The sequence below is a fragment of the Lysinibacillus sp. HST-98 genome, assembly GCF_016757845.1.
Taxonomy (GTDB): domain Bacteria; phylum Bacillota; class Bacilli; order Bacillales_A; family Planococcaceae; genus Lysinibacillus; species Lysinibacillus capsici.
The window spans coordinates 241,796-256,838 of record NZ_JAENHX010000003.1; the positions used below are offsets into that span (position 1 = coordinate 241,796).

Sequence of the window (15,043 nt, forward strand, 5' to 3'; positions counted from 1 at the left end):
TTGAGCACATTTTAAAGGAGATGACAGATGATTACATTTGACAATGTCTCAAAACAATATGATAACAACCAAATAGCTGTCAAAGCGCTAAATGTAGAAATTAAAAAGGGTGAATTCTTTGTTATTATTGGCCCTAGTGGATGCGGCAAAACTACTTTGTTGAAGATGATTAATCGATTAATCCCCCTAACAGCAGGCACCATCTGGATCAATGATAAAAGAATTAGCGATTATAATATCCATGAGCTACGTTGGAGTATTGGCTATGTACTACAGCAAATCGCCCTATTTCCGCATATGACGATAGAGGAAAATATTGCGGTTGTACCAGAACTGAAGAAATGGAGTAAAACGAGAATCCATCAGCGTGTAGACGAACTATTAGCGTTGGTGGGGCTGGAGCCAGCGAAATATCGTCAGCGTAAGCCAAAGGAGCTGTCAGGAGGCGAACAGCAAAGGGTTGGCGTTGTTCGTGCCTTGGCAGCTGACCCAGAAATTATTTTAATGGATGAGCCCTTTAGTGCGCTAGACCCTATTAGTCGCACCAAACTACAGGATGATTTACTAGAGATGCAGCTTACCATCCAGAAAACCATTGTATTTGTATCACATGATATGCAGGAAGCACTGAAATTAGGAGATCGTCTCTGTATTATGAAAGATGGCGAAATTGTTCAGATAGGCACTCCACAGCAATTGCTACAAAATCCGGTAAATGATTTTGTCCACCAGTTTATTGGAGGTAAGCAGTTGGATCAATTGTTTACGATCCATGATGTGTTACAGCCAATCACAGTGACAAACGACTTTGGGCATACCATTCCTGTTGATGCCCCATTTCCGATGATTCTTGAAAAATTAGCCGAGCATGACTTGTTAGGTGTCGAAGAGAATGGCAAGCTCATTGGTATGGTGACAAGAGCTTCCACGCTTCGTTATTTAGCAGCGGATTCTAAGAAAAGAGGGCATGGGCATGGTGGCTAATGTGATAGATGTATTTCAGGAACGGAAGGCACAGCTGCTGGCTGCATTACTAGAGCATATCCAAATCTCTTTTATTGCGCTATTTTTTGCTGTCCTCATCGCTATTCCCCTAGGTATCTATTTAACCAATAAAAAGAAAGTAGCCGAGAGTATTATTGGGATTAGTGCTGTGCTGCAAACGATTCCTTCCTTAGCGTTGCTCGGCTTATTAATTCCTTTATTCGGTATTGGGAAAGTTCCCGCAATTATTGCGTTAGTCGTCTATGCGCTGTTGCCTATTCTACGAAACACCTATACAGGCATCAATGAGGTTGACCCATCACTGAAAGAAGCGGCATTAGCTATGGGAATGAATCGATCAAAGCGTTTAGTAAAGGTAGAGCTACCACTTGCTATGCCTGTTATGATGGCTGGTATTCGCACAGCAATGGTGCTGATTGTGGGGACAGCAACATTAGCCGCTTTAATTGGTGCAGGAGGCTTAGGAGATATTATATTACTTGGGATTGACCGAAATAATACGGCACTTATTCTTATAGGAGCCATTCCCGCCGCTATTTTAGCCCTGATTTTTGATGTGGCGCTTAAAAAATTAGAATCTCTGTCCTTTAAAAAAACAATAACGACATTAAGTCTCATAAGTTTAGTGGCACTGGGAATGATTTTCTTCCCGCTTCTAAGCAGTAAACAGCAAGATGAAATTGTCATTGCAGGAAAGCTTGGTGCGGAGCCTGAGATTCTCATCAATATGTATAAATTATTAATTGAGCAGGAGACCGATTTAACGGTGACATTAAAGCCAGGGCTTGGTAAAACTTCATTTGTATTCAATGCATTGAAATCGGGCAGTATTGATATTTATCCTGAATTTACAGGCACCGCCATTTCGGAGTTTTTAAAGGAAGAAGCCATTAATAATAACCAAGAGGACGTCTATCTTCAGGCAAAAGAGGGGATGCAGAAGCAATTCGATATGGTCATGCTGAGTCCTATGCGCTATAACAATACGTATGCACTCGCTGTATCAGAGGAGCTGGCTGAGAGCTATCAACTGCAAAAAATCTCTGACCTTAAACCAATAGAGCAGAAGGTGAAAGCAGGCTTTACATTAGAGTTTAATGACCGTGAGGATGGTTATGTGGGCATACAAAAACGCTATGGAATAGCCTTTACGACACTTGCAACGATGGAGCCCAAGCTTCGCTATCAGGCAATACAATCAGGTGATATTAATTTGCTCGATGCTTATTCAACAGATAGTGAAATTCGTCTATACAAGCTACGTGTATTGGAGGACGATCAAGCATTATTCCCACCATACCAGGGAGCGCCTTTACTAAGGAAAGAAACGCTATCTGACTATCCAGAGATTGGAGAAGCGTTAAATCAACTAGCTGATCACATTACAGATGAGGAAATGCGAGAAATGAATTATCAGGTGAATGTAGAAGGAAAGCTTGCAGCAGAAGTAGCAAAAGAATATTTAGTAAAGATAGGATTACTAAAATAAAACCCTCTAAACTTTAGAGGGTTTATTTTTATCAATAATTTATTAATGATAAACATTAAGAAATTATTGATAGAGATAAAAGGGGATGTATAATAGAGAGAAGGGAGGGAGAGGTTGATAATGGGGCAAACAATTCAAAGTAAAGAATTTCGATGGATGACAAAGGGGCTTCGTACCGCTTTTACCATCATCATGGTGATGATGATTTTTGCCTTGACGATGCTCGCGATTTTTATGGTGGGAGCAATGGTCGTATCAGAGCAACAAGTGAATCATTTATTAGCAAAGGGCAGTGTGACCGCTGCCGTTCAGTTAGAGGGATTGGAAATGAAGCTGGCAGACCATGTGACAAGGGACATTCACTATTCAAAAAAAGATGTCATGACCTTTCTATTTACTGCTACAATATACATAGCTATTTTATTAATGATTATTGTACAAGTGAGGAATATATTAAGTAATTTATCAAAAGGTATTGTATTTTCACTCGCAAATAGTAAAAAAATGGAGAGAATTGCCTACTGTGTGATTGTATTGAGCTTGACAGTGAATGCATTTCGTACATATACCGTCTATCTGATTATGCAACAATTTCAATTGGAGTCCCGATTTGTCGAGACGGGTTTGATCAAGGGGATTAGCTATCATTTTACAGGCATTCACTGGACTCTTTTACTATGTGGTGTGGTGATTTGGACCTTTGCACGTATTTTCCGATACGGTGCATTCCTTCAGGATGAATATGATGCAACAGCTTAGGAAGTGAAAACATGACCATAATTATTCGATTAGATCGTATGCTAGCGGATCGTAAAATGCAGCTGAGTGAACTTGCAGAGAGGGTGGATGTATCGATTGTCAATCTCTCTAATTTAAAAACAGGCAAGGTAAGAGCCGTACGTTTTTCTACATTAAATGCCATTTGTAAAGCTTTGGGCTGCCAGCCAGGAGACATATTGGAATATGTAGAGGAAGAGGATGACATCTAGAAGCAAAGCAGAAAGGATTTTTTGAATGACAGCTTTTAGTTTTTTAATTCTCGCTATCATAGCAGAGGTTTTTGCTAGTTCCATGCTCAAACGTACTGAGGGCTTCACACGAATTGGGCCATCAATCGGCGTAGTAGTAGGCTATGGAACGGCATTTTATTGTTTAGCCTTAACATTAAAAGTGATTCCTATTGGCACAGCCTATGCAATTTGGGCAGGTTTAGGGACAGCGTTAACCGCTATTGTGGGGGTTGTCCTCTATAAGGAACGATTTAATCGCAAGAAGATATTAGGGATTCTATGCATTATCTTGGGTGTCGTGGTACTCAATCTTGCTGGTGGTCATTAGGAGTTGAACATGATGAAAGGCTATTTATTTTTAACACTATCGATTATAAGCGAGGTCTTTGCAACAACCATGTTGAAGTTCTCAGACGGCTTTACTGTCCTCGTTCCATCCTTGGCGGTAGCAATTGGCTATGGTATTTCGTTTTATAGCCTATCTCTCTGCTTAAAAACCATGGCATTAAGCTTGGCCTACGCTATCTGGTCAGGTGTCGGCACAGCCTTAACCGTTCTGGTAGGTATTGTCATTTGGCACGATATTTTTACTGTTTATTCTGCGATCGGTATTGCCCTCATTATAGGAGGCGTTAGCTTGTTGAATCAGGGGGATAAAGGTGAAGAAGTGGTGGATAGCAAAAGCAGATAGAAATGCGAAAGTAGCGGATAGCGGGTCTAAATTGATGGATAGGATTAGGAAATTGACGGATAACTCTGCCAAAACCTGGGCTTGATTCAGCGCAAAACAATTGAATGGAGAGAATTTGATGATAAAAGCTCTAATTTTTGATTTTGACGGTACTATCATTGATACGGAAACAGCATGGTATAACGTTTTTAAGGATGCCTATGCACAATATGGTGTTGAATTATCGTTAGCGACCTATGCTAAGTGCCTTGGGACCAATCTTCAAACTTTTAATCCCTATACATATCTTGTTACACATCATCACATACAACTGGATGTGGAGGCTTTTCAAACAGCCATTCAGCAACGCCATGCACAATGGATGGAAACGGAAACGCTAAGACCTGGTATTTTAACATTGCTACAGCAGGCAAAGGAAGCGGGTTTGAAAATTGGACTTGCTAGTAGCTCCAGTCGTCAATGGATTGATTTGTATGTGGATCGGCTGGGTATCCGACAATACTTTGATTGCTTTTGTAGTGCTGACACGGTGACAAATGTTAAGCCTGATCCAGAGCTTTACTTGCAGGCGCTTGAACAATTAGGTGTAGAGGCTGATGAGGCCATGGCAATTGAGGATTCACCGAATGGCGCACAAGCCGCAGTAGCAGCGGGTCTTTTTACAGTGGTCATTCCGAACGAGATTACCAAGCAATTACCATTCAATACAAAACATCATACTGTAACTGCATTAGAACACTATACGATACATGATCTCCTCGCATGTTTTGCAACATAAACTTTTGCAAAAGCCTCCCCTCATTGGTGGAGGTTTTTTTAGTTTCTTTAGGAAGAAGTCGCCATATTTTTTGTCACAACATATGATAACGAGAGGGCAACTTACAGGGATCAAATCGTATAGTCAAACTAAGAGAGGGGGCTACGAATTGAATAGTGATAAGAAAAGAAATCACTTTTTATGTGAAGCTTTAAGTGATTTAAAGGATCTTCAGGATATTATGATGAATTTTCATTCTAAATATTTTGGTCAGCTACTTATTAAAATTGTCGGGAGTGATACGATTCCATTTTTCTTAATTACACATAGTGGTGCTCATTTACGCTTATTGGATACAGTGAAACAATTTGAGACCGAGTTTTTCCGCATTGAGGCTGTTGATAGAGAGCGTTGCCGTGGCACAGTATCGTTGTTGCGTGCTTATGATTATGAAGGAAACGATACAAATTCGATTGCAGATGTGGTGAGGTTAGAAAAAACAAGTACAAAGAAATCTATTGAACTCAGCGGTATATCGGCCATTCAGCTCTTAAAGCCAGACATGTTGAAGGGGAAATTTATCATAGAGCCGAAATGGTAGTGCCATATTAAACTACTAAAGCTAGAGCATCTGTCTATATGCAAGGGATACAAAGTGAATGTAATAGAGAGAGAATCTAATGAAAGGAAGTTTAGCTATGACGATTATTGGTATGCTGCATCATCGACTTGATCCGACAACAGTGCTCAAGTCCTATGCCTTTGCAGCAGTTGCGAAAGCTGAAGGCGCAACATTTTTTTACTTCACACCTAAAAGTGTGGACTTTGCCAAACGTTCTATTCGAGCAAAGGTCTATGAGAATGGACAATGGCAGGAAAAAACAATGCCCTTTCCTGATGTTATCTATAATGCAGGAAGCCCTGAGAAATTATCTGTCTCCAAGGAGATTATTGACCGTTTAAAAGAGGAGATTCCATTTACCACCCATTCAATCGGGAACAAATGGAATGTGATGAAACGATTAAAGGAAGCGAAGGAATTTGAACAGTATTTGATTCCCTCTGAAATTGTAAAGGATGCCGATTTATTTCATAAGTTCGTTAATTATTATAAACGAGTGGTGTTTAAGCCAATTGATGGACGAAAAGGGAAGGGCATTTATTTTATAACAAAGGCGGGAGCCAAGTATTTTGAGGTGCGAAAGGATAGCACCACGACAACCTATACAAAGCCACAATTGGATTCATTGATAAAGGAGCAACTTGCGTCTGGCACCTTTATTATGCAGCCGTATATTCAATCTGTTACAAAATCTGGTCAGGTCTATGATTTCCGCCTGCATGTTCAAAAAAATGGAGAAGGTAAATGGGTAGTGACAACGGTATATCCACGCATTGCACCAAATGGCTCCATCATACCGAATATTAATAATGGTGGCTATACCAATTATTTAGATCCTTTTTTGGAGCAGGAGTTTAAGGAAGAGGCCTATAATATTCGACGAATGCTTGAGCATTTTTCACTGGCGCTGGCACATCATCTGGATGAAATTCAAATGGCGAAATTTGGGGAGGTTATTGATGAAATTGGCATTGATGTGGGCTTAGATCAACATCAAAAAATTTGGATGTATGAGGTCAATTGGCGCCCAGGCTGTCCCCCTGCCTTTTACTTGGAATTAGATGTGGTCATCCATTCCATCCGTTATGCGATGTATCTTGCCAAAAATCAAAAACCGCTGAAAAAGAACATTGTCCAACAAAAAAGTAAGCAAGTGGAGGCAAAGAAAACCCTGCCTATTATTGCGATTACAGGAAGTGCAGGGAAAACCACAACAAAGGCATTTATTGGTTCCATCTTATCGAAAAAGTGGAATGTATTTGAATCAAAGGATTACTGGAATACGACAGAGCATACGAAAAAGCATAAGGAAGAAATCAATGATTCACATCAGGCCGTTGTATTAGAGTATGGGATGGCTTACCCAGGCATTATTACCAATCACTGTAGCATCATCCAGCCGAATATTAGTATTGTAACGAATATAGGCTTAGCCCATGTTGGGAACTTTGATGGAGATGTAAGGGGTGTTGCCAAGGCAAAATCGGAATTGATTCATGGCATGGATCAACAGGGCTTACTCATTGTCAATCAAGATGATGACAATTCAAGATACTTAGAGACACAGCAATTTAAAGGGAAAATCATCACGGTAGGCATAAAAAAAGAAGCGGATTACCGTGCATATGATTTGCAATATAAAGATGTCGGCATGTCCTTTAAAATGAAGCTACATGGGCAAGAAATAGAATTATATATTCCTATTTTAGGAGAACATCATGTATATAATGCATTGAATGCAGTGGCAGTGGCTGATCTTTTAGGGTTTAGTCCACTTGATATTCAGTCAGGGCTCAACTTTAAAAAACCACCAAGACGCTTAACGATTTATAATTGCCGAGATGATATAACGGTTATTGATGATACGGTACACTCTCATCCGCAGGGGGTTCGTGCTGCGCTCGATGTACTGACGAATATCGCAACAAATCGAAAAGTAGCCATTATTGGGCAAATGCGAGAACTTGGTGTCTTGAGGGAAGAGGAGTATCGTAAGGTTGGGGAATACGTATATGACATAGGCATCGATGAATTTATTACCTATGGCTTTAGGACAGATGAAATGAGTAATGCAGCCATCGCGAAGGGCATGGACCCATCCAGAGTCCATCATTTTATTAATAAAGATCAATTGCATGTCCTCCTTGAAAAGCTCATTAAGCCTCATGATACCATTCTTGTGAAGGGTGCAAGTAAAACCAATATGTTCGAAACCGTGAAGTTTTTAGATCAAACGTTTAAAGAAGAATAATGGATTACGACTTATGAAATTAAAAAAGCCCGAGTAACTGTCCACTGGCAAGCGGCAATTATTCGGGATATTTTTTTCAAACTCTCAAAATGAATTTTATTTCCTTCGCTGCATTGATTGCGTGATTTCTTGCTTCCTTCAAGGTTGCTCCCTCTGCAATGACATAGGCATAACGGTGACCCATTGATAAAGGTGGGGTGAGGAGGGTACCTCTTCTCGGTTTGACATATACTTCAACGACGCCAGTTGATCTTGTCGCTCTTGCCTTGCCAATAACCTTTTCTAATATTCCTCTACTTTCCACAATGACATATTTTGTATAAACAAATTTTTTGTGTCTTGGTTGCAGATTAGGCTGTTCTCCTAGCAATATCTTCAATGTTTCTTCTACTAAACTAAAACCTAGAGCTGCTTGTAGCATATTATTCATAGCGCCACCTGAAATTCGAGGATTGATCTCGATAAGCTTCCAACCATTTTGGGTTAATCGAAGTTCTAAATGAAGCGCCCCATTCTCAATATCAAAGGCTTTCACGATGGAATGGAGTACCTCCTCGATGCCCGATTGGATGTCTTTAGGGGCTTTCACTAGAACACCATAGCCCGTAATAATAAATCGTTTTCCTTGCGTAATTTCTTGCTCAATTATACCAATGACATGTGGTTGACGTTGATAAACAACCGCCTCTACTAAATATTGAGGGCCATCTAGATATTCTTCAATCATGATGGTTTCATAGGGATTTTTACTGCGAAGTGCTTTGAGGTGGTTATTGAGCTGATCGGCATCCGTTGCTAGTAAGACATCTTTTGAGCCTGTTGATTTAGGAGATTTTACGATTAATGGAAAGGTCAAATTTTTAGCTATGGGTTCGTTCGGTTTCATGAGCAAAAATTTTGGCGAGTATGGTTGATCTTGTAAAAACTTTCTTGTTTTTTCTTTATCCTCCATAGTTTCAATCGCACTGGAGGATGTATAGTTCTGACAAAATTCATCACACAGTGTTGAAGCAATATGAACAAATGGATCAACAAAACTAACGATACTTTTAATATTTAATCCAGTTTTTCCTAGTTTCTCAATTTCATCTTTCATGCTCTCGATATCAAAAGTATCAATGAGTATCATTTTATGGATGTCGGGGTAGGCTCTGCGCTGTTCAAGTTGTTTTTCATTATTTGTGAAAAGTACTGTGAAGTAGCCTAATTTTTCTGCTGCCCTTGTTGCTTCACGACTAGACCCAGATTTGTTTGTACCGATAAATACAATGGCTTTCAGGTATATCACTCCTTCTATTGGTACTTAGATACTTAATCACCTTTATATATATGCAATGAAATAGATTTCCTCTAGTTATGTATCTTGTCTACATCCAAGCAACTTTTAAAAGGTTACATATACTAGAAAAGAAAGGAGGGAGAAAAGATATGAAGCCTCTTTCGGTGAAAAATTTAGCAATGATTACGGCAGGCTATCTAGTGCACGGGTCAGAGGATACACTGATTCAGCATGGGGCTTATCGATTAAAGCAAGTGAAAAAATCCAATACGGCCCTTTTTACAAGTAAACGTATTGTTAATTGGAAAAGTCTTGAGCCACTTTCTCCTCTAGTGCTAGTGACCAATAGAGTTTATCGGCCTTCTGACATTCCCGATCATGTCATGCTGATACAGGTAGCGAATGCAGAAGAGGCCTATTGGAAATTTGTTCATTTTTATCGCAGCCAGTTTCATATTCCGATTGTCGCGATTACAGGTACATCAGGCAAAACAACGACAAAAGAGATGATTAAACATATTCTTTCGGCTGATCGGAAAGTGACTGCGACGACATTGAGCAGCAATTCTAGAACGGCTTCTTTGCAATATTTACTGGGCATTGAGGATGATACCGAGGCTGCCGTTTTTGAAACAGCAGTAGGCTCACCTGGAGACGTTACGAATGCAGGGAGATATTTCAAACCGACAATCGGTATTATTACGAATATCGGAGCCCATCATTTAAATTATTGCAAAACATTAGAAGGCTATATTCAAGCAAAGGGAGAAATGGTAGATATCATTCATCCAAAAGGTACATTAATTATCAATGCTGAAGATATGAATACGAAAAAAATAGATGTTTCGAGATTTCGTGGGCGTTTGATTAAGGTAGGAAAGCATGACTCCTGTGATTTTCGAGCAAGCCATATCCACTACTATCAAAAAGGGATGAAATTTATCCTGCATCATGATAGAAAAAGCTATGACATTCTTGTACCAGGGTTTGGCGAGCATCAGGTTTATAATGCTCTTGCTGCTATTGCCGCGGTCCATGATATGGGGATGCCTATTCCAGTCGCAGCAAAACAGCTTCAATCATTCCGTCAATTGAAAAAACAGCTGCAACTCTTTGAGGGCATTAATCATTCCATGTTATTGGATGATACCTGGAGTATTACAACCACTTCCTTAGAGGCTGCCTTAAAGGTGTTGAATGAGTTAGGTGACGGCAAGAAAAAGATTGCGGTTATTGGTACGATTACCGATTTAGGTTCGTGGGGCTACATTATTCACGAACAAGCGGGTGAATTAATTCAACGTATTGGCGTGGATGTCCTGATTACCATTGGAGAACACGCAAGGATTATGGCTGATCATGCAGTAAAGCTAGGATTTAGCGCGCCTGTTTACACATTTAAAAATAGTACGCTAGTCTATCCGTTATTGCAGAAGATTGTGGATGAAAATACCATCATTCTCATAAAGGGAGATATGTATAGCAAACAGGTCTCTAAACTAGCAACGGAGCTAAAGCTAAAGCCTCCACCACCTGCTGATTAGCTTCTTTCAATATAGGATATTGACTGTGCCACATAGAGGAGCTTTCTAATAAGGTATAGTAATTGATCAAAAAGCAGCCTAGATCAAGAGAAGAAATAAGTCATCTACAAGATTGATAAAGAGAGGAGGCGTAGTACACTTGCAATCCATTAGTGTGCAGAAACTTAGGAATGTCCTACAGGGAAAGCTCATTCACGGATCAGAACAATGGTCTGTTAAGCAGGCGATCTATTATAATCGGCATGATTTAACAAGGAGCCATTCGCTCCTGTTTGTTAGTCGAAACGATCACATCAACTGGCAAGAGATTGATCGGAAAGGTCCGTCTCTTATCATATCCGATAAACCGTCTACAGAGTTAAAAAATGCACTGGAGAATACAACCGTTTTACAAGTGAAAAGTGTTGCACAGGCATACTGGACATTTATCGAGTATTATCGTGGGCTCTTTGAAATTCCCGTTGTGGCTTTAACAGGAACTTGTGGGAAAACAACAACAAAAGAGATGTTAAAACATATTGCTAGTAAGCATTGGCAAGTGCAAGCATCCGTCAGCAGTAAAAACGAGCCAAGGCAATCATTACCTTATTTAACGGGCATTGACGATAAAACACAAGCCGCTATCTTTGAACTAGGCTTAGGGAATACGGGGAATATTAAACATCAATGTATGATCTATCAACCAACTATTGGCATCATTACAAACATTGGTGTACATCATCTAGATGGCTGTCTCAATTTGGAGGGCTATATTAAGGCCAAGGCAGAAATTGTGGAAGGCATTAAAGAAGATGGCACGTTAATCATCAATGCTGATGATGCCAATACTAAAAAAATCTCATTGAAAAGATTTAAAGGGAAGATTATCAAGTTTGGCTTACAGGATACGGCAGATTACAAGGCTTCGAAAGTGGAGTTTGCCAATACGGGCATGAAGTTTGTTTTAGAGGTGGCGGATGAAAGATACAATGTGTTTGTCCCAGGCTATGGTGAGCATCAGGTCTATAATGCCTTAGCCGCAATTGCAGCTAGTCATGAAATGGGGCTGACCATTCGTCAGGCAATCGCAGGACTCAGAACATTTAAACAGATGGCAAGACATTTAGAATTTACGACAGGACTTGGTGACAGTACGATTATTGATGATACATGGACAAATAACCCAACATCTGTAGAGGCAGCCTTAAAAGTTATAGATACGGTGGGAAAAGACAAAAAGGTCATTCTTGTTTTAGGGGATATAAAGCGATTAGGCAATTTTGAAGAAAAATATCATCGCGAAATCGGCTCCATGGTAGCAGTAAGAAAGATCGATACATTGATTACTATCGGCAAAAGGGCAGAGAAGATTGCCGATCAAGCGCAAAAGGATGGAACCAGCGCAGAGGTTCATACGTTTAAAGAGGTAGCAGGCGTTTTAGAATTATTGAAGCCAAAGCTTGATGCAGACACGATAGTTTTAATTAAGGGACCGATGTCTAGTAGATCCATGATCGAATTTGCCAATAAACTAAAAAACGCATAGAAAAAGGGTGTCTCAACAAGATTGAGACACCCCTTTCCTCATTTATTTTAAGACGCGTCGAGCGGCTACAAAATTCTTTTGTGCCCACGTCGAAGACATGTTTTGTTTTACAATATTATTCGTTGTCATACTAATATATTGGTTATTGCCTATATAAATACCCGTTTGTGTGATTTCTTGTCCACCATTATTCGTAGAGAAGAACAGTAGATCCCCTTTTTGTAGTTGTGATTTTTGAATACGTGTCCCTACTAAAGCCTGTTTACTTGCTAGTTTATCTTTTAAATCAATACCATGCTTTTTAAAGACATAATAAGTAAAACCCGCACTTGTAAAAGTCAGTGCACTCTCATTGTACGTATAGCCGAATTTTGCTTTGCTTGCTAAGCCAGTAGCAGTGGCAATAATTTTATCGGCAGATGTACTTGCTGAAGGTGCACTTACGCTGGGCGTAGAGGTGCTACCAGAGAAAACGCGCTTCGCTGTAATATAATGTTCAGTATAGTAATCTACAAATAATACTCTTGTCATTACACCATCTGAATTAGGGATGATGATACGGTGATCTCCTGCATAAATCCCGACAAGTGAAGGTGTTTTAGAGCCTTTGACACTATTAAAGAAAACTAGGTCACCTTTCTTTAAGTTAGCACGTGCCACAGTGGATCCTTGGTTCATTAATTGGTTTAATGAAGTTGCGCCAAGTGTCACACCACTTTTACGATAGATAAAATCAACGAAAGTTGGAGCTGTAAAGCGTAAGCTAGCCTCATTTGTTGTGGAACTAATCGTTACTTTGTTTTTATAGGATAGAGCATTCTCTACAATTTTATCGCCTTTTGTAGCAGGGTTGGCAGATAGTAGAGTAGGTAATACTCTACGTGCAGATACATAGTTTTCCGTATAATATGGCTTACTATTTAAATCAGAGATAACTATATTTTGTTTGCTATCAGCCATATGGATGATTTTATTGTCGCCAATATACATACCGACATGATCGGGATCAGTTCCTGTTTTTTTACTTTTAAAGAACACTAAATCGCCTTTTTGTAATTGGTTTCGCGCTACATAAGTCCCTTGCTGAATCATATAATTTTCATTATACGTACCAAGGTCTACCCCGTTTTTCTCGAAGATGTACATTAAAAATGAAGCACAAGAAAATTTGTATGGGTATGTAGGCTTGTAAACCGAATTGCTGTATGTTGCTTGCCCCATTAAGCTTTTACCAGTCTGAATTAATTGGTCTGCTTTTGCAGCTACCGCCTGTGCGTTGTTCTGAGCATTTGTTGTCGCAGCCTCTACTTGTATCGGCTGGACCGCTGTTTGCACCATTCCAAATGAACTAAATCCAATGGTTAATGCAAGTGTTGTAGATAAAAATCGTTTATTCATGTTGTGTAACCTCCTAAAGCATCTAGTAGGATTTCTCCTGTATACCTTTGCCATGGAAATAATCGTAGCATGAAAAAGTAGGGCTTCTGGGCGGTAAATGTTACCAGGGTAACTGAAGGGAGGGCTTCAACACTTGCTATAAAAGGCTTTATCAAGAGAATTTACAGTTTTATTACAAATGTTTCAGTAAGATGTAATATGGAACAATTCCATGAAAAAAGCTGCCCCAAAACGAGGCAGCCTACACGATTTTCTGTATCATTTCTACACGATTACCAAAAGGATCACGGAATTCAAAACGCTCGTAATGAGGAATAGGCACAGAATCGAGTATCTTGATTTGATGTGCTGCGAGCTTCTTCCGCCAATACTGAATATCCACTACTTGATACGCAATATGCGCCTTTGTGGTCAAACGATCGAAGCCATCCTCTGTCCCTACATGGACCTCCTGTTGACCAAGCTGTAACCAAAATCCCCCACGTCCTTTGAGAGAGTCAGGCTTCTCCAATTCTGGAAGTCCTAAGACATGACAATAAAAATCCTTCCCTTGCTCCTCACAGCCTTTCGGAATTGTAATTTGCACATGATGTAAACCCATAATCATCTCAGACCGCCCCCTTTTTCCTTAATTATAGATTAATTTCTAGATATTTGAAATGGATGAGAGGATAGACTTTAAACTAGCGGATAGAACTTCAAAAGAGGAGGATAGGATTCTAAAACTGGTGGATAGCGCTTCAAATTAAGTGGATAAAACCTCAAAAGAGAGGGATAGAGTTCTAAATCTAATCTTTAGAACTTTAAAAGCCCAACATTTCTATTCTGTTAAGATTTAATACTATGGTATAATAATAAAAACGGAATAATAGGATAGAGGTACAAATTAGATTTTTTAATTTGTTTAAAAGGGAAGATCGGTGTGAATCCGACGCTGTCCCGCAACTGTAAATGGGAGCACATTTCAAAAGACCACTGTTACGAGTCGTAATGGGAAGGTGAAAGGTGTGATGAACATAAGCCAGGAGACCTGCCTTTATCTAGTACAGCCAAAAAACCTACGCGGATAGGGGGTGTTGAGTGTGACTAGAGAATTTCTCCTGCATGCTCATAGTACGATGATTGCTAAAAAGGGTGCTTCTATGTTTAATAGAAAGCTTCTTTCCATCTGGCAATCACCGTATTATGTCGTGTATTTGTCATAGTAGACATCTTTCTGATGAGGGAAAGATGTTTTTTTATGTAAAAAATTAAAGGAGCGGTCCACATGAATCCACAAGTTGTTGAGTACTATGAAAGCTTATTCAAATTTGAAATTATGCAAGAGCCTAAACCCTTAAAGGAGCTTGTTGAACATTATGTTGGGCATGATGCTTCACATGAGCAATCTATTTTAGCAGCGTACGCCAATGTTTTGAAAGAATTAAGAGGATAGAATATGTTTGGCTACTTCGAAAAATGAAGTAGCCATT

At 39.6% G+C, this 15,043-nt stretch carries 16 protein-coding genes and 1 riboswitch; of the genes, 13 read left to right on the forward strand and 3 right to left on the reverse strand.

Features of this window, described 5'->3' with window-relative positions:
* The first annotated feature begins 27 nt into the window (after positions 1-27).
* The 9 genes from JIN86_RS09755 (at position 28) to JIN86_RS09795 (ending at position 7,825) form a co-directional block, all read left to right on the forward strand.
* Entirely contained in the window at positions 28-984 is a 957-nt protein-coding gene (locus JIN86_RS09755) for an ABC transporter ATP-binding protein (protein ID WP_202341817.1), read from the forward strand.
* Complete coding sequence (opuFB, locus tag JIN86_RS09760) at positions 974-2,494, forward strand: osmoprotectant update ABC transporter permease/substrate-binding subunit OpuFB (RefSeq protein ID WP_237497205.1); 1,521 nt, start codon at positions 974-976, stop codon at positions 2,492-2,494. The genes JIN86_RS09755 and opuFB overlap by 11 nt, the downstream gene beginning before the upstream one ends.
* A gap of 120 nt (positions 2,495-2,614) precedes the next feature.
* Positions 2,615-3,253, forward strand: a complete 639-nt coding sequence (locus tag JIN86_RS09765) for a DUF2975 domain-containing protein (RefSeq protein ID WP_202341818.1) — start codon at positions 2,615-2,617, stop codon at positions 3,251-3,253.
* An 11-nt stretch (positions 3,254-3,264) separates the two neighbouring features.
* A complete protein-coding gene (locus JIN86_RS09770; RefSeq protein WP_004229412.1) occupies positions 3,265-3,483 on the forward strand; it encodes a helix-turn-helix domain-containing protein in 219 nt (72 codons plus the stop codon).
* Between the two features lie 25 nt (positions 3,484-3,508).
* Positions 3,509-3,832: a DMT family transporter gene (locus tag JIN86_RS09775; RefSeq protein ID WP_202341819.1), complete on the forward strand. Its 324-nt coding sequence runs from the start codon at positions 3,509-3,511 to the stop codon at positions 3,830-3,832.
* 12 nt (positions 3,833-3,844) lie between these two features.
* Positions 3,845-4,195, forward strand: coding sequence for a DMT family transporter (locus JIN86_RS09780; RefSeq protein ID WP_004229409.1), 351 nt, complete (start codon positions 3,845-3,847; stop codon positions 4,193-4,195).
* Between the two features lie 118 nt (positions 4,196-4,313).
* Positions 4,314-4,973 carry an HAD family hydrolase gene (locus tag JIN86_RS09785; protein ID WP_009370900.1) on the forward strand — a complete coding sequence of 220 codons (660 nt, stop codon included), beginning with the start codon at positions 4,314-4,316 and terminating at the stop codon, positions 4,971-4,973.
* 148 nt (positions 4,974-5,121) lie between these two features.
* Complete coding sequence (locus JIN86_RS09790) at positions 5,122-5,553, forward strand: hypothetical protein (RefSeq protein ID WP_004229405.1); 432 nt, start codon at positions 5,122-5,124, stop codon at positions 5,551-5,553.
* 79 nt (positions 5,554-5,632) lie between these two features.
* Positions 5,633-7,825, forward strand: a complete 2,193-nt coding sequence (locus JIN86_RS09795) for a YheC/YheD family protein (protein ID WP_004229395.1) — start codon at positions 5,633-5,635, stop codon at positions 7,823-7,825.
* A 76-nt stretch (positions 7,826-7,901) separates the two neighbouring features.
* Here the strand turns inward: JIN86_RS09795 and JIN86_RS09800 are convergent, their stop codons facing one another.
* A complete protein-coding gene (locus tag JIN86_RS09800) occupies positions 7,902-9,113 on the reverse strand; it encodes an ATP-grasp domain-containing protein (protein WP_004229393.1) in 1,212 nt (403 codons plus the stop codon).
* Positions 9,114-9,253: 140 nt separating this feature from the next.
* Here JIN86_RS09800 and JIN86_RS09805 point away from each other — a divergent pair, with 140 nt between their 5' ends.
* Together JIN86_RS09805 and JIN86_RS09810 are read left to right on the forward strand one after the other, a co-directional pair.
* The gene (locus tag JIN86_RS09805; protein ID WP_202341820.1) at positions 9,254-10,648 is read left to right on the forward strand and encodes a Mur ligase family protein; all 1,395 of its coding nucleotides are present in this window, start codon (positions 9,254-9,256) and stop codon (positions 10,646-10,648) included.
* Between the two features lie 139 nt (positions 10,649-10,787).
* Positions 10,788-12,173, forward strand: a complete 1,386-nt coding sequence (locus tag JIN86_RS09810) for a UDP-N-acetylmuramoyl-tripeptide--D-alanyl-D-alanine ligase (RefSeq protein ID WP_202341821.1) — start codon at positions 10,788-10,790, stop codon at positions 12,171-12,173.
* 42 nt (positions 12,174-12,215) lie between these two features.
* Here the strand turns inward: JIN86_RS09810 and JIN86_RS09815 are convergent, their stop codons facing one another.
* Both JIN86_RS09815 and JIN86_RS09820 read right to left on the reverse strand, forming a co-directional pair.
* On the reverse strand, positions 12,216-13,571 hold the full coding sequence (locus JIN86_RS09815; RefSeq protein ID WP_202341822.1) for a C40 family peptidase: 1,356 nt from the start codon (positions 13,569-13,571) through the stop codon (positions 12,216-12,218).
* Positions 13,572-13,812: 241 nt separating this feature from the next.
* A complete protein-coding gene (locus JIN86_RS09820; RefSeq protein WP_202341823.1) occupies positions 13,813-14,178 on the reverse strand; it encodes a VOC family protein in 366 nt (121 codons plus the stop codon).
* Between the two features lie 253 nt (positions 14,179-14,431).
* A riboswitch (cobalamin riboswitch) is annotated at positions 14,432-14,623 on the forward strand.
* A gap of 30 nt (positions 14,624-14,653) precedes the next feature.
* Between JIN86_RS09820 and JIN86_RS23780 the strand changes: the two genes are divergently transcribed.
* Entirely contained in the window at positions 14,654-14,776 is a 123-nt protein-coding gene (locus JIN86_RS23780; protein ID WP_004229388.1) for a hypothetical protein, read from the forward strand.
* Positions 14,777-14,838: 62 nt separating this feature from the next.
* A complete protein-coding gene (locus JIN86_RS09825) occupies positions 14,839-15,006 on the forward strand; it encodes a hypothetical protein (RefSeq protein ID WP_004229387.1) in 168 nt (55 codons plus the stop codon).
* Positions 15,007-15,043: the final 37 nt, after the last annotated feature.

Coding starts and splice junctions, on each gene's coding strand:
- JIN86_RS09755 (WP_202341817.1), top strand. CDS start 28: ATGATTACATTTGACAATGTCTCAAAACAATATGATAACAACCAAATA.
- JIN86_RS09785 (WP_009370900.1), top strand. CDS start 4,314: ATGATAAAAGCTCTAATTTTTGATTTTGACGGTACTATCATTGATACG.
- JIN86_RS09780 (WP_004229409.1), top strand. CDS start 3,845: ATGAAAGGCTATTTATTTTTAACACTATCGATTATAAGCGAGGTCTTT.
- JIN86_RS09820 (WP_202341823.1), bottom strand. CDS start 14,178: ATGATTATGGGTTTACATCATGTGCAAATTACAATTCCGAAAGGCTGT.
- JIN86_RS09795 (WP_004229395.1), top strand. CDS start 5,633: ATGAAAGGAAGTTTAGCTATGACGATTATTGGTATGCTGCATCATCGA.
- JIN86_RS09770 (WP_004229412.1), top strand. CDS start 3,265: ATGACCATAATTATTCGATTAGATCGTATGCTAGCGGATCGTAAAATG.
- JIN86_RS09775 (WP_202341819.1), top strand. CDS start 3,509: ATGACAGCTTTTAGTTTTTTAATTCTCGCTATCATAGCAGAGGTTTTT.
- JIN86_RS09805 (WP_202341820.1), top strand. CDS start 9,254: ATGAAGCCTCTTTCGGTGAAAAATTTAGCAATGATTACGGCAGGCTAT.
- JIN86_RS09815 (WP_202341822.1), bottom strand. CDS start 13,571: ATGAATAAACGATTTTTATCTACAACACTTGCATTAACCATTGGATTT.
- opuFB (WP_237497205.1), top strand. CDS start 974: ATGGTGGCTAATGTGATAGATGTATTTCAGGAACGGAAGGCACAGCTG.
- JIN86_RS09825 (WP_004229387.1), top strand. CDS start 14,839: ATGAATCCACAAGTTGTTGAGTACTATGAAAGCTTATTCAAATTTGAA.
- JIN86_RS09765 (WP_202341818.1), top strand. CDS start 2,615: ATGGGGCAAACAATTCAAAGTAAAGAATTTCGATGGATGACAAAGGGG.